This is a genomic window from Shewanella vesiculosa (assembly GCF_009994065.1).
Classification (GTDB): Bacteria; Pseudomonadota; Gammaproteobacteria; order Enterobacterales; family Shewanellaceae; genus Shewanella; species Shewanella vesiculosa.
The window spans coordinates 28,151-43,793 of the sequence record NZ_JAACSD010000023.1; the positions used below are offsets into that span (position 1 = coordinate 28,151).

The 15,643-nt window shown below is 40.9% G+C and carries 13 protein-coding genes; 9 read left to right on the plus strand and 4 right to left on the minus strand.

The annotated features are described in order from the left end of the window. The first annotated feature begins 98 nt into the window (after positions 1–98). The 9 genes from GW828_RS18575 to GW828_RS18615 all read left to right on the plus strand — a co-directional run bounded on the left by GW828_RS18575 (position 99) and on the right by GW828_RS18615 (position 12,816). Positions 99–662, plus strand: a complete 564-nt coding sequence (locus GW828_RS18575; protein ID WP_124016313.1) for a sigma-70 family RNA polymerase sigma factor — start codon at positions 99–101, stop codon at positions 660–662. Beyond that, positions 655–1,362: a DUF3379 domain-containing protein gene (locus tag GW828_RS18580; protein WP_182742607.1), complete on the plus strand. Its 708-nt coding sequence runs from the start codon at positions 655–657 to the stop codon at positions 1,360–1,362. The genes GW828_RS18575 and GW828_RS18580 overlap by 8 nt, the downstream gene beginning before the upstream one ends. Positions 1,363–1,497: 135 nt before the next feature. Next, the gene (gene putP, locus GW828_RS18585) at positions 1,498–2,958 is read left to right on the plus strand and encodes a sodium/proline symporter PutP (protein WP_273059626.1); all 1,461 of its coding nucleotides are present in this window, start codon (positions 1,498–1,500) and stop codon (positions 2,956–2,958) included. A gap of 440 nt (positions 2,959–3,398) precedes the next feature. After that, the gene (locus GW828_RS18590) at positions 3,399–4,682 is read left to right on the plus strand and encodes an OmpP1/FadL family transporter (protein WP_182723290.1); all 1,284 of its coding nucleotides are present in this window, start codon (positions 3,399–3,401) and stop codon (positions 4,680–4,682) included. 242 nt (positions 4,683–4,924) lie between these two features. Then, positions 4,925–5,974: an efflux RND transporter periplasmic adaptor subunit gene (locus GW828_RS18595; RefSeq protein ID WP_182723289.1), complete on the plus strand. Its 1,050-nt coding sequence runs from the start codon at positions 4,925–4,927 to the stop codon at positions 5,972–5,974. Positions 5,975–5,979: 5 nt separating this feature from the next. Continuing rightward, positions 5,980–9,252 carry an efflux RND transporter permease subunit gene (locus tag GW828_RS18600; protein ID WP_182723288.1) on the plus strand — a complete coding sequence of 1,091 codons (3,273 nt, stop codon included), beginning with the start codon at positions 5,980–5,982 and terminating at the stop codon, positions 9,250–9,252. 44 nt (positions 9,253–9,296) lie between these two features. After that, positions 9,297–9,509: a YgaP family membrane protein gene (locus tag GW828_RS18605; RefSeq protein ID WP_124016307.1), complete on the plus strand. Its 213-nt coding sequence runs from the start codon at positions 9,297–9,299 to the stop codon at positions 9,507–9,509. Positions 9,510–9,537: 28 nt separating this feature from the next. Beyond that, positions 9,538–9,900 (plus strand): rhodanese-like domain-containing protein, encoded by a 363-nt coding sequence (locus GW828_RS18610; protein ID WP_165870093.1) that lies wholly within the window; start codon positions 9,538–9,540, stop codon positions 9,898–9,900. Between the two features lie 462 nt (positions 9,901–10,362). After that, on the plus strand, positions 10,363–12,816 hold the full coding sequence (locus GW828_RS18615; RefSeq protein ID WP_182723287.1) for a S8 family serine peptidase: 2,454 nt from the start codon (positions 10,363–10,365) through the stop codon (positions 12,814–12,816). Positions 12,817–12,893: 77 nt separating this feature from the next. Here the strand turns inward: GW828_RS18615 and GW828_RS18620 are convergent, their stop codons facing one another. The 4 genes from GW828_RS18620 to GW828_RS18635 form a co-directional block, all read right to left on the minus strand. Continuing rightward, positions 12,894–13,496 carry a CBS domain-containing protein gene (locus tag GW828_RS18620; protein WP_165870087.1) on the minus strand — a complete coding sequence of 201 codons (603 nt, stop codon included), beginning with the start codon at positions 13,494–13,496 and terminating at the stop codon, positions 12,894–12,896. Between the two features lie 216 nt (positions 13,497–13,712). Beyond that, entirely contained in the window at positions 13,713–14,249 is a 537-nt protein-coding gene (locus GW828_RS18625; RefSeq protein ID WP_124016303.1) for a YaeQ family protein, read from the minus strand. A 78-nt stretch (positions 14,250–14,327) separates the two neighbouring features. Then, positions 14,328–15,239 carry a precorrin-2 dehydrogenase/sirohydrochlorin ferrochelatase family protein gene (locus GW828_RS18630; protein ID WP_273059631.1) on the minus strand — a complete coding sequence of 304 codons (912 nt, stop codon included), beginning with the start codon at positions 15,237–15,239 and terminating at the stop codon, positions 14,328–14,330. Between the two features lie 8 nt (positions 15,240–15,247). Then, positions 15,248–15,607, minus strand: a complete 360-nt coding sequence (locus tag GW828_RS18635; protein ID WP_182698082.1) for a rhodanese-like domain-containing protein — start codon at positions 15,605–15,607, stop codon at positions 15,248–15,250. Positions 15,608–15,643 lie beyond the last annotated feature (36 nt).

Sequence of the window (15,643 nt, forward strand, 5' to 3'; positions counted from 1 at the left end):
TTAAACGCTAAATAGCAGACAGGTTCTGCTATTTAGCTTGCTATTAATCCCCCCGCTTTTTAAGCTGTTAGTTATTATTAACTCAACAAAGTTAAAAAATGTTCGATTCCCTGCGAAAGAAAAAGTCCGAACCCGCGGTCTTATCTGAGATGCTAACAAAACAACGACGATACGATAGCCTTGTCAGGGCACTTCATACCGACATATTTCGCTACGCCTTTTGGTTATGTGGTGATAAACATGTTGCTGAGGATATCACCCAAGAGACGTTCTTAAGAGCGTGGCGGTCTTTAGACTCGTTAAACGATGATAAAGCTGCTAAGGCATGGCTGATCACAATTTTAAGGCGTGAAAATGCCAGACGTTTTGAACGTAAACAATTTAACTACAGCGACGTAGAACAAGATTTACTTGAGGATGTATTATCCACAAGTCATGAAGAAGACACTGAACAGTATTGGTTGCGTCGTCAAATTGGTAAACTCGATATTGAATACCGAGAACCTTTGTTATTGCAGCTGATTGGCGGGTTTAGTGGCGATGAAATTGCCGCCATACTTGAACTTAATCGAAATACGGTAATGACGCGCTTATTTAGAGCCAGAAACCAGTTAAAAGACGCTCTCGAAGCACCAGAGGTAAGAGGTCAATCAAATGGATGATCTACAGTTTCGTCGCCAAGCATACGGTGACCCCAATAATCAGTCAGATGAATTTTTAACTCATTTAGCTGAACATGAAGATGATGCAAAATTTATCAAAGATCTAAAAGCATTTGACCATAAACTCATGCAAGCACTCAATATTAGTGTCCCAGATGATTTAGCTGATAAATTGATTTTGCGACAGCAATTAAGCCAACATCAACAAAGCAAAAAACATACTCGCTACATGATGGCGGTGGCTGCATCAGTGGCTTTTATCGTCGGAGTCAGTTTTAGTTTATTACGTTTTACGCCAGTAAACTTAAGCGAAAACTCGCTAGCTCATGTACACCATGAAACCAAAGCATTAATCATGGAACAGGATATTGGCTTTAATGATGTTAATTTTAAACTCGCCAGTGTCGATGGATTGAGTGACTCAAAGTTTATCAAACAACCAGGGCGTGTTTTTTTCACCTCATATTGTGATTTTCAAGGTGTCAAATCATTGCATTTAGTCATGGCTGACGAGAATGGCAATAAGGTCACCTTGTTCATTGTGCCCATTGAGAAGCGTATTGTATTAGAAGAAGCTTTTGCTGATAACCAATATAAAGGTCAAAGTTTTCAAACAGCCGATGCCTATATGGTCTTGGTGGGAGAACCAGCTTCTAATCTTGAGTTTGTCAAAAAAGAAGTTGAAAATACCTTTATTTAAACACTGTCGGTGACAATCTAAAATCCGCTACTTCATTGAATAGCGGATTTTTTTTACACTTGAATAATTCAAAGTGTGAACTATCTCTAACTTCTGCTAGCATGTCGAACATAAAAATAATCTCTTGGGAACTATATGGATATTCAAACACCGATCCTCATTACCTTTATAGGATACTTGGCCTTAATGATGGGTATTGGGTACTGGGCCTACCGCAAAACCGATACTGTCGATGATTATATTCTTGGCGGACGAAAAATGGGTCCCGCAGTCACCGCTCTTAGTGTGGGTGCATCAGATATGTCGGGCTGGTTATTACTGGGTTTGCCAGGGGCAGTGTATCTAAGTGGCTTGGGTGAAGCATGGATTGGTTTTGGATTAGTGTTTGGCGCTTGGCTTAATTGGCTATTTGTCGCTAAGCGTCTGCGTATTTATACCCAAGTGGCCAATAATTCACTAACCTTACCCGACTTTTTTGAGAACCGTTTTAATGACTCTCATGGGCTATTAAAATTAGTCTCCGCATTAACGATTCTGATCTTTTTCACTTTTTATGCCTCCTCAGGTATGGTCGGCGGCGCAATATTATTTGAAAAAGTCTTTGGTCTCGATTATACCGTCGCCTTATTAATAGGCTCATTTATTATTGTATCTTATACCTTTGTCGGCGGTTTTTTTGCGGTTAGTTGGACTCACTTCTTTCAAGGCTGCTTAATGTTAATAGCCTTAATTATTGTGCCCGTATCCATCTTTAGTCAGCCAGACACACAAGCAGGTTTTGAACAGATAGACCCGGCGATGTTGTCGTTTATTAATGAGAACACCACTGTTATTGGCCTTGTGTCTTTACTGGCTTGGGGGTTAGGTTATTTTGGGCAACCGCATATTTTGTCTCGTTTTATGGCTATCGGCAGCCCAAAAGACTTAGTCCTTTCTCGGCGTATTGCCATGACTTGGATGATAGTGTCACTATTTGGTGCCTTAGCAACAGGTATTGCCGGCAGCCTTTATTTTGCCGCCGAACCACTTGAAAACTCAGAAACCGTGTTTATTCATTTAGCCCATGCCGCGTTTAACCCTTGGGTTGGTGGTTTGCTTATTGCGGCTATCTTATCTGCCATCATGAGTACTATCGATTCGCAGTTGTTAGTCTGCTCTAGCGTGATCACCGAGGATTTTTATCTTAAATGGTTGCGTCCACAAGCCAGTAGTAAAGAATTAATGTTAGTCGGTCGTATTGGCGTTATAGCCATCGCATTAGTGGCTGGAGTTGTTGCGCTTAATCCTGAAAGCAGTGTTTTAGGGCTAGTCAGTTATGCATGGGCCGGGTTTGGTGCTGCATTTGGTCCAGTAGTGCTGTTATCGCTGTTTTGGCAAGGCTATAGTCGCAACGGTGCAATTGCAACGATTTTAGTAGGTGCTATAACTGTTGTGGTTTGGAAACAAATGACTGGCGGTATTTTTGAGCTATATGAAATTGTCCCAGGGTTTATTTTCGCTATGTTAGTGGGTGTAATCGTCAGTAAAATATCACCACCAACTGATAAAACTATCGCTGATTTCAGTGCTTTTCGTGAGTCTTTGAAAACGCAATAATGGCATTAAAAGTTTTCTTGGTAACTCAGCTTCCTTAATAGAAGTTGAGTTACCTTCTTATCATACCTTGCCAACTCAACACGAATAAATAAGCTGTAAAAACAACCCCTACCATGACGGCTAATTGAGTATTTATGAGCAACTTAATACTATGAATTTAATCCAGCAGTTGCTTAACATCCACGATGAATAAAATTTAACTTAAGCTGACCAGGGTGTCGTTATCGCCGAAAATGGAGCTGAAATTCACATATACTGCCATGCTATCAAACACCTAATTCACGACTAAAAACTAGAATTAACTTAATATTAACAATAACTAACATCTGGTCGGAGTTGTTACATAGTTCACATTTACCTAAGATGCCCTAAATTTTGACCGTCAAATGTTTGAAGCGGATAAACTTTGAACAAAACGGTAATAATAAATGGACATAATAATGAATAAATTCCACAAGACTCTCATTGCTACCGCAATAAGCTTAATCAGTGTACAAGCCTCAGCCGCCGGTTTTCAGTTAAATAGTCAATCAGCTACCGGTATTGGTCGTGCAATGGCTGGGGATGCTGTTATTGCTGACAATGCCTCAGTTTTATCTCGTAACCCTGCCGCTATGGCTCTCTTTGATGAAACCGCATTATCTTTAGGTGTCGTTTATGCTGATATCGATGTGTCGGTATCGGATGCAAAAGGCAATTTTGGCGGTCAAGATGTCGCCTTTGGCAGTGAACACAGCGCTGCTGACGCAAAAGTTATTCCGAATTTCTATTATATCAACCCGATTAACGACAAAATGGCCTTCGGAGTTGCGGTATTCAGTAACTATGGCACCGGCACTGATTTAGGCAACTTAGCCAATAAAACACCGACTATAAGTGGCAATGCTGTGCCACTTCCAACTCCAGTTGATTTATTAGGTAACACAGAAGTCGTTACCGTTAATTTCAACACGAGCATGTCTTATCGCGTCAATGATGAGTTCAGTTTTGGCTTCGGTGTTGATGCCGTTTATGGTAGCGGAACCCTCACACGTAAAAGCGACAATCCACAGATCGGCAACTTAGTGGATGTTGATGCCGATGGTTGGGCTTTAGGTGGGATTGTTGGTGTGGTGTATGAAGTTAATCCAGATAATCGTTTTGGTTTAAGCTACCGCATTAGCCCAAAACTTACCGCCAAAGGCGATGTAAATTATCAGTACACTGAATACAATAAAATTGATATTCCTATCGCAGATATTGCTCAGTTTGCCGGTTTTCACCAGCTAACGGATAAATTCGCGCTACATTATACGGCTCAGTGGACCAATTGGAGCTCGTTTGACAAAATCGTCGTTAAAGATGGTGCCAATGGTGTTGACCAAGCCGACTTAAAAGAATACCACTGGAAGGATTCATGGTTTTTAAGCTTAGGGGCAACTTATAATCTCACTCGAGATCTCACTTTGCGCGCAGGTTTAGCATCGGATCAAGGTGTTGTGAATCAGCATTCATCATTATCAATTCCTGATTCTGATCGTACTTGGTATACCGCTGGCGTCAGTTACGACTTAAGCCAAAAATCGAGCGTTGATTTAGGCATCGCTTTTGTGCGCGGAGAAGATGTTACCGTATTAGAAGACAGTAAGCTTCTTGCTCAAATACCTGGTTATAGCAGTGAAATTTCAGCACAAACGCGATCAAATGCTGTTTATTATTCAGTACAATATAACTACAGCTTTTAGTTAGCACTTGTTAATCAGTGCTCTTTAACCATGAGTATTGACTGCCTTTTTTAGCTCATTCACCACGGACTAAAAAAGTATCATCCTTTTTTATCCAAACCGCCATTTAGCAATAATTGGCGGTTTTTTTATCTCCGTAATATGATTAAGATCTAATATATAAAATAATTCTAATATATCGGTTGCGTAACGGCATAAAGTCCATTAGAATTTTCTTATAGACTCAAAAATAGGCTTTTCATATGTCTCGGTTAACAAATTATTTATTCCTCGGTGTTATCCTCACCACAATAGCATTACCTCTTGCAGTGCAAGCCTATGATGTTAATACATTAAAATTAGCATATTCCGAACAAAATCAACCGCGAATATACGATGCAAAAATTGAAGCAATTAAAGCGGCAACGATTTCAGCCCAAACCTCAGGAAGGATTATTAATATCCATTTTGATGTTAATGATTTAGTACCACAAGGCGCGTCTTTACTGGAAATCACTAATAAAGAGCAAGGTGCTGGGTTCGCGGGAGCGGAAGCTGAACTGGCTAAAGCAGAAGCACTAAACACTGAGGCACAAGCACAATATGCGCGCTATAAAGCCCTATTTCCTAAAGGGGCTATATCAAAAGGCGCCATGGATGAAGCCACAGCCAAAGCAAAATCAAGCAAACAAGCTGTGAGTGCTGCTCAAGCACAATTAATACAAGCCAAAGAAAGCTTAAATTACACAGTCGTGAGTGCGCCTTTTAGTGGCCGAATGACTCAACGTTTTGTTGAGCAAGGTGAAACAATATCTTATGGTCAGGCACTGTTCTCTGGTTATGATACTCAACACCTCAGAGCGGTATTTCAAGTCCCACAACAAGATATTGCTCAGCTTCAACAACAAGCACAAGTTGCGATTCAATTACCTAATGGTAATGAAATCACTTCCGGTGATATTAATGTGTATCAATTTGCCGATCCACTCACTCATCAACATCAAGTGCGAGTCAATCTAAATGCCGCTGATATCGAAGATATCATCGTGGGGCAATGGATCAAAGTAACCGTGGCCTTTCCCAGTAGAAAGAGTCTGGTGGTGCCATTATCGGCGATTCATCAAGTCAGTGACTTAACCTCTGTGTATCGTGTAAGTAACGATAAAATAGTATTAAATCAGGTACGAATTGGCCGAATAGATACTAAAACAAATACTGTAGAAGTGCTGTCAGGTCTTATGGAAGGCGATGAAATTGTTATTGATGCAGGACGTTATTTAATTAATTCCTCAGCAACAAAAGCTCAGGAGTAGCCCGAATGACAACCCCCAACGAACCAAATAAACTCGGCATCTCAGGCTCAATAGCAAAGGCATTTCAACAAAGTGCTATCACCCCATTATTGGCTATTTTAGGCTTATTACTGGGTCTTTTTGCGGTAATTATTACACCAAAAGAAGAAGAACCACAAATAGATGTCACTTTTGCAGATGTGTTTATTCCCTATCCTGGCGCCACGCCGACGGAAGTTGAAAATCAAGTCACCTTGCCTGCTGAACGTATCATTTCTCAAATAAAAGGGATTGATACTCTTTATTCATTCTCTCAACCTGATGGTGCGTTGATTATCGCGATTTTTGATGTCGGTATTCCACGTGATGAGGCCGTGGTTAATTTATATAATCAACTGTACTCTAACCGAGATAAATTTAATCATGCCGCTGGCATTGGTGAGCCATTAATTAAACCCAGAGGCATTGATGATGTGCCTATTGTAGGCCTAACCCTCTGGTCTAAAGACCCAAACATCACCGCAGAACAGCTTACCTTAGTGGCATCTGGCTTGGAAACCGAACTAAAGCGGATACCTGGCACGCGAGAGATTTACAGCCAGGGTGGCCACGAAATGGTGTTAAATGTGCGTATCGATCCTGTCAAAATGAGCAGTTTCGGCGTCACGTTCAACGATATTAGTGCCACTTTACAAGATAATAACCAGCTGTCTACGCTAGGATCCTTGACACAGTTTAATCAAGAAATAAAACTACAAACTGGACAGTTTTTACGTACGCTTGATGATGTCAATAATTTACTGATAAAAGTCAATCAACCAGATGCAACATCGGCTAGAAGCTCAACTCCCCATGCCGTTTATTTATCTGATATTGCCGATGTAAGCCTCAAAAGTGATATACCCAAACAACATGTTTGGCATGTCACCGACAAGGGAACTTATCCTGCTGTAACGATTGCGATAGGCAAACAAGCAGGCACCAATGCTGTCGATATTGCTGATGCGGTTTTAGCGAAAATCAAGGCTGTCGATAATGTATTAATTCCCAATAATGTTGATGTTGCGATCTCTCGTAACTACGGTAAAACAGCTGGGGATAAATCGAACACACTTATCTTTAAATTGATTTTTGCTACATCGGCAGTGGTACTGTTAGTTTTATTCACTATGGGAGTTCGTGAGTCTGCCGTGGTGGGTGTGGCTATTATTATTACCCTAGCTATTACTTTATTTGCATCTTGGGCTTGGGGATTCACCCTCAACCGTATTTCGTTATTTGCGCTTATTTTCTCGATTGGCATCTTGGTTGATGACGCAATTGTTGTGGTCGAAAATATCCACCGACATATGGCAATGAGTGATAAACCCATTAGCGAACTTATCCCACACGCCGTTGATGAAGTCGGCGGACCTACCATACTGGCTACTTTTACGGTTATTGCCGCCCTTTTGCCAATGGCATTCGTATCGGGACTCATGGGCCCATACATGAGCCCTATTCCGATAAATGCCAGTATGGGAATGATCATTTCGTTATTAATCGCCTTTATTATGACGCCATGGCTGAGCAATAAGTTATTAAAGCCTCACAAAAAATCTCATAACTCAGCTAATTCAACTGCAAGTACTGACATTGTGGTAGAAGAAGACAATCGATTAACACGCTTGTTTACCCGCATAATGAGCCCTTTTTTAATTGGCGAACATGCACCAAAAGCCCGTAAAGGTTTGGCGTTAGGCATAGCTCTATTGATAGCTTTTGCTGTCGCCTTGCCAGTAATGCAAGCGGTAATATTAAAAATGCTGCCTTTTGATAACAAGTCAGAGTTTCAGGTGATGGTCGACATGCCTGAAGGAACACCAGTAGAGCAAACTCAAAGAGTATTGCAAGATCTCAGTCAATATCTCACGACGGTTAAAGAAATTGAGCATTTACAATTGTACGCAGGTACTCATGCACCGATGAACTTTAACGGCTTAGTAAGACATTATTTCTTGCGCAGTAGCCAAGAGCTCGGTGAAATCCAGGTTAATCTGGTTGATAAGAAACATCGCGACCGCGACAGCCACACCATTGCTTCATCGGTACGTGAACCATTACAAAAAATTGGTCTTCGCTACCATGCAAATATTAAGATTGTTGAAGTGCCCCCCGGACCGCCAGTGTGGTCACCTATTGTGGCAGAGGTTTATGCACCGAACACTGAGCTACGCGAACGAGCAGCCAATGACTTACTACAACGATTCAAGGACACAGAACATGTTGTTGATATGGATATTTATTTGCCAGCACAGCAACAAAAATGGCAGGTAATTATTGACCGTAATAAAGCTCGCTTATTGGGAGTCTCGTACGCCAGTATCGTTGATACCATCAGCACAGCCGTTGATGGTAAAGATGTGAGTTATTTGTATCAAGCACAGTTAGCTCAGCCCACGCCAATTAGATTACAACTTGATGAGGCATCTAAAGTAGATCTCAAGCAAGTGTTGTTATTACGCTTACCAACTCAATCGGGTGAAACCGTGCCATTGACAGAGTTAGTCAAGGTACAACAACAGGTTATTAATGCACCAATTATCCACAAAAATATGGTTCCTATGATCATGGTTATTGCTGATATGGCAGGCCCTACTGGCAGCCCACTGTACGGTATGTTTGACATGGTCAGCCAAATTAATCAACAAAATGAACAAGGTGATTCAAGTTACCCAATTCAACAAAATCTGGTTAATCAACCTGATGGATTAACTGACGTGGCTATTTTATGGGACGGTGAATGGAAAATCACATATGAAACTTTCCGCGATATGGGTATTGCTTATGCTGTTGGAATGATTGCAATTTACTTGTTAGTTGTGGGGCAATTTAAATCATATGTGGTGCCGTTAGTCATTATGGCGCCAATACCATTAACCATCATTGGCGTGATGCCAGGACACGCTTTATTGGGTGCTCAATTCACGGCCCCATCGATGATAGGCATGATTGCGCTAGCAGGTATTATTGTTCGAAACTCTATCTTGCTGGTCGATTTTATTAATCAGCAAACAGCTGCTGGAATACCATTAGAACAAGCCGTTATCCATTCTGGAGCTGTGCGTGCCAAACCGATTATGTTGACAGCATTAGCGGCAATAATTGGCGCATTATTTATTATTGACGACCCTATTTTTAATGGTTTAGCTATTAGTTTAATTTTTGGTATTTTTATCTCGACCATTTTAACCTTGGTAGTAATCCCAGTATTGTATTATTCGGTTATGAAAAATAAACACATTATCACAGCTAAGTAACAAGATTATTCGTTAACTGGGCAACGCCCAATAAGGATCTAAACATGTCATTAGAAAGAAGTATTATGGCCTTTGCAGGCTTCATGGTTTTATTATCGATAGTGTTAACCGCAACTGTCAGTCCACACTTTGTCTGGCTAACGGTGTTTGTAGGCGCTAATCTATTTCAGAGTGCATTCACAGGCTTTTGTCCTGCGGCGATGGTAATGAAAAAATTAGGCATCAAAACTGCAGCGGAAATAGCCTTAAATAAATAACAAGGAATTTATCGTGTTTAAGAAATCTATGCTGTTGTCTATTCAATCGGTATTGGCGCTATTAGTGATATTAGCAGCATCACTCATGCCGACTTGGGCGGCAGAGCAAGAGCCCAGCGTTGCATGGGAGAAGATCGACCGTGGCGTCATGTTGATTGATGTGCGTACTGCTGAAGAGTTTGCAGAAGGACATATTGACGGTGCTATGAATATCCCATTCAATAATATCGTACCCGAGTTAGCAAAGCTCAATATCACTAAAGACACTGAAATAGTGCTTTATTGTCGCAGCGGTAATCGCAGTGATATGGCACAAAAATCACTCGTTAAACAAGGATACAGCAACACCTATAATGCAGGTGGTTTTAACAGTTTAATATCTGCACGATAATATCAGCAATAAATTAAGCCACAGAGCTAATCCTGTGGCTTAATATTATGCTTCAATAGCATCCTACTCATCACCAGCACTACAGAGTAAACCACTGTTATTATTTCAATAACACCAAAAATCGTAAACTATCATTTACACTGTATTTAAGTTAATTATTTATTAGCATTAACAACTTCACTTATTCATTTCTCGGTTAAGCGCTTACATCTAGGTAACTTGATAAAAGTTATACAGATAACTTTTATCAAAATACTGCTTAATAAATTTTAAATTCACAAATGTTACATAATAATTCACGAAAATATCATAAAAAGTACTTGTATTACCAAAGTCAAGGTTAACAAGTTATTTACATTTGGTGAAAATATGATTACCTTTTAAATAGATAGGCAAAATAAGCTTATCGGTAAACATAATTATAAAAGACGTTATTTAACTCTGATTAACATGGAAGATAATATGAAAAAGAATAAAAACTCAGCGGTCGTGCTTAGCATGACCGCTCTTGCTTTGGCTATTTCAACTCAAGTCAATGCTGCCCCATCCCCTTTACAGCTTTCTGCTACTAACCAACAAATTGATCAACAATCTCCGTTACCTAAACGTTATATCGTTAAATTTAAGAATGATAATGCGGCACAAACGTTAAGCAGCAGTTCTGTAACGCAAAATGTGGGCGTACAACCTGAAACAAATAGTATGTCTTATCAGCCTCGCTCAAACGAAGTATTCAGTCAATTTCGTGCTTTGAACAGTGTAAAAGCGCGAGAAATGAAGCGTGTTGGTCGAAGCAATAGTTATTCTGTAAAACTCGACTCGCCATCAATCAAAGCATTGCGTTTACGTCAAGACGTTGAATATGTTGAAGAAGATTTACCACGTAGATTGCTTGCCGAGACAACTCCTTGGGGACAAACCTTTGTTGGTGCAACTGTACTAAGCGACAGCCAAGCGGGTAATCGCACTATCTGTATTATTGACTCTGGTTACGATCGTAGTCATAACGATTTAAATGCAAACAACGTCACCGGAACCAATAATTCCGGAACGGGCAACTGGTATCAACCGGGTAATAATAATGCTCATGGTACTCATGTCGCAGGTACTATTGCTGCCATTGCAAACAATGAAGGTGTGGTCGGGGTTATGCCTAACCAAAACGCCAATATTCATATCGTAAAAGTGTTTAACGAAGCAGGATGGGGCTACTCATCATCATTAGTAGCCGCTATCGACACTTGTGTTAATTCAGGTGGTGCAAATGTCGTCACAATGAGCTTGGGTGGCAGTGGTTCAACCACAACCGAGCGTAATGCATTAAATACTCACTACAATAATGGCGTATTATTAATTGCAGCTGCTGGTAATGCTGGTGACAGCAGTTATAGCTACCCTGCTTCATATGACAGTGTGATGTCAGTGGCCGCCGTTGACAGTAACCTTGATCATGCAGCATTTTCACAGTACACGGATCAAGTTGAAATTTCAGGTCCTGGTGAAGCAATTCTGTCAACCGTTACCGTTGGTGAAGGACGTTTAGCAGATATCACTATTGGTGGTCAGTCCTATTTTAGCAATGGCGTAGTACCGCACAATCGTCTGACTCCATCAGGAACCAGTTATGCTCCTGCCCCTATCAATGCAAGTGCAACCGGAGCCTTAGCAGAGTGTACCGTCAATGGAACCAGTTTTTCATGTGGCAATATGGCGAATAAGATTTGTCTTGTTGAGCGCGTAGGCAACCAAGGTTCAAGCTACCCTGAAATCAACTCAACTAAAGCATGTAAAACTGCAGGCGCTAAAGGTATTATTGTGTACAGTAATAGTGCCCTACCTGGCCTACAAAACCCATTCTTAGTTGATGCCAACAGTGATATTACGGTTCCTTCAGTGTCAGTAGATAGAGCAACAGGGCTTGCACTTAAAGCTAAGTTGGGACAATCAACGACAGTGAGTAATCAAGGTAACCAAGATTACGAATATTATAATGGTACCTCTATGGCCACACCGCATGTGTCAGGGGTTGCTACATTAGTGTGGAGTTACCACCCTGAATGTAGTGCAAGCCAAGTGCGTGCAGCACTTAATGCAACAGCTGATGACTTAAGTGTTGCGGGACGTGATAACCAAACCGGTTATGGGATGATTAATGCCGTTGCAGCAAAGGCCTACTTAGACGAATCATGTACTGGTCCAACCGATCCTGGCACAGGCCCTGGTACTGGTGACAGTGTACTGGTAAAAGGTGTCGCAAAAACCGGTCTAGCTGGCGCTAAAAGTGATGAGCTATATTTCTCGTTAGACGTCCCTGCAGGCGCAAAAGACTTAGCCTTTACCATGAGTGGCGGTACTGGCGATGCTGACCTGTATGTACAATATGGTGCGTCACCGACCAACAGCAGTTACGACTGTCGTCCATGGAAGAGTGGTAATGCAGAATCTTGTCCTATTGCCACACCACAAACGGGTACCTATTATGTGATGGTGCAAGGTTATAGCGCATTTAGTAACGTCAACCTAGTGGCTAATTATACCGCGGCAACAAGCAGTGGTGGCAATACTGGCGGTCCAGCAAGCTATACCAATACTGGTAATTATACGATTCCAGATAATAATACCACTGGTATCACTAGCCCAATCACGGTTAGTCGTACTGGCGATTCAGGATCGGTATCAGTGTCTATCGGTATCATTCACACGTATATTGGTGATTTAAAAATCCAGTTAGTGAGTCCTACAGGTCAAACTGTTGTCCTGCACAACAATACTGGTGGTGGAACCGATAACTTAACCCAGACTTACACAGCTAATATGGCTGGTGTAGAGTCTAGTGGTGTATGGACTTTAAAAGCAGTTGATAATGCCAAACAAGATACTGGGTATATCGATACTTGGAGTTTAAGCTTCCAGTAATCTCCTCTTGTTCAATACAAAAATAGCCACGAAATGTGGCTATTTTTTTACGCTTTACTCATTAACTGATTGAAAACCTAAAAGTGAGGCTGTGGTATTTGTAATACTGCTGGCTGCTGAGTATTGGCAATAACCTTGAATATTGAGGCAAATGAGTTTGGTGTGCTCACATCAACAGCAAGTTTTAATCGCCTTGCAATATCATTGGCTGATAATACTCCGCGAATAGCATGTTGTTCGCGATCAATCACTAAACAATGTTGTTGCCCTGCTGATTGCAATGTTTCAATTACATCACCGATTCGAGCATAATTTAAATCTTCAAAATCGATCGCTTTAAGATCTTCTTTAGGGATCATAAAATCAGCAACACTGAGGTGTTCACGCTGATGTCCTGCGGCCACTCGTTTTAATATCTCTTGATTATGTAATGACTCAAAACTGATTAAGCCAATAAACTGATCGTGATGGTCAATGACTAATTTAAGGCGGACATGTGACTTTTGCATTAAGTGCTCAACATTCACAGCCGATGTACTTGACTCAATAACCATAGGCGTCACTTTCTTGAAATCAGTAAACACGTTTAATGCCGAAGACTGTACTGATATGTCTTCATGGGCTTCTGGTGAAGTTAATTGGTCAATTTTTTCTACTGGGTATAGGGCTAATTTTTTCACAACAACATCCTTAATCAACAGCTACCGTTAAAATAAAACTATTATTATCAGTTATTTATATTTTTTCGGTATTTACTAGATATCTTGATTATCTGCCTGTGTTTTTATTAGCACAAGGCACATTTGATTAAACTTAATTAATTTTCATAAAATTAAGGTTTAATTCACACTGTTGTGATTCGGAGTATGTTAGGCGCTAAATTTAGGTAATTCCCATCACTTTAAGACTTCAGGTTCGATTAACACACTGTTATTTGCATCTGAAAACCACACTTGCCCTTCACTAAGGCTTACTTGTAACGCCATGTTACGATTAACAAATATATCCATTTGTTTAACTGCATCTTCAGGAAAATTAATCACGCTTAAATTATCGTAACGCGCGAATGCTTGCTGATTTTGTTGCCACCAAATAGGTACACTTCGGCCGCCATAAGTATAAAGAATGACTCGTTTTGAACGACCACACGCTTTTCTGAGCCACTTTTCATCTGCTTGACCAAATTCAACCCAAAGATCAATTTCGCCACTGAGGTTTTTATCCCAAAGTTCCGCTTCATCATCAACGCACAAACCTTTACTAAACACTAATGATTCTGATGCATTAATTGCAAATGCCAGCAAACGAACCATCATGCGGGTGTCGGTCTCAGATGGGTGTTGGGCTAAGGTAAATTGATGATCGGCATAATAATGACGATCCATATCTGCTATCTGCAAAGAGACTTTAAAGACGGTAGCTTTAGCGGCCATGAAGGGTTCCAACTCATATAAAAAAACCGAGTCTACTACAAAGTAGACTCGGTATAATAGGACATCATTCTTATCGGGTTAAATTGCGCCTGGACGAAGATGTTTTGCCATCGGGAAATGTGCGCTAAGCTGACTGACTTTAGCCAATGAAGACACAATTAGAATACGACTACCATGCTCATATTGATGAGTAATATCACTTAATAACGGTACCTTTTCTCTGCTGGCATCGCGCCTTAATAGTTCATTAATCTCGCCATCGAGCGGGTTATCACTGTAAACCACATCTAATGTCTGTAGCAAAGGCATTGCGGCTATAGGCAACAAATGCATCGGAGTGTCCTCAGTTAATAAGATAATGTCGCCTTTAACACTCAAATGATCAAAAGCATCAAGATAACGCTGTTCAGTTAAGCCATCAAACTTATCTTGGTTAGTGGTAAAAAACTGTTCCCAAAATAAACGTCTATCTTTACCTGCGGATAATTTATGTTGGACTTCTTCTCGCTTGCTAGCAACAAAATCAAATAATGGTGCTAACGATGGTGGTAACATGGTTTCGAGTCTCGAACGAATCGTTCGCGCAAACACTGGGGCTGCTCCAGCAGTACTTATTGCCACGACTAACCGGCCTCGGTCAACAATAGAAGGCGTAATAAATCGACAAAACTTAGGGTTATCGACCACATTAACCCAAATTCCACGCTCAGTGGCTAATTCGGCAAAGTCCATATTAAGTTGTTCATTAGCTGTGGCCAAATAAATAATGTCGACATTGGCAAAATCAGCGCTGCACACTTCGCGGCGCGAAAGTTTAATACGTCCCTGAGAATAATAGCTTTCAATCTCATTGGCGACGTCTGGCGCAATTACATGAATATTGGCATCAGTACGAGACAAGAGATCTAGTTTACGTGTAGCGACCTCACCTGCGCCAACCAATAAGACCTGTAATCCTTGGGTATCTACAAATAATGGGAAATATTGCATTAATCTACTCAGTCTTCAACGATAGGGAATTGATGTTGTATCCAAGCGCGGTATCCACCAATCATCGAGGCGACTTGTGTGTATCCCATAATCTGTAAATTATAGGCCGATAATGCTGCACGTTGGCCGGCACCGCAGTAAAGGAGTAATGGGGTATCTTTGTCAGGGAATCGATGCTCTATATCACGCTCAATAATGCCACGGCTCAAGTGTTTTGCTTTGGGTAAATGCCCTTGCAGCCACTCATTATCTTCTCGAACATCAATTAATTGCCACTGGTCTTGTTGTTGATATTGTTCAATCGTTAGCAAGGTAACATGAGGCATAACTGAATCAACTAAACGGGCGAAAGCTGGAGATGCTTGCATAGCGTATCCTTAAGTTAGGTAAGTCGCTTATCAGTA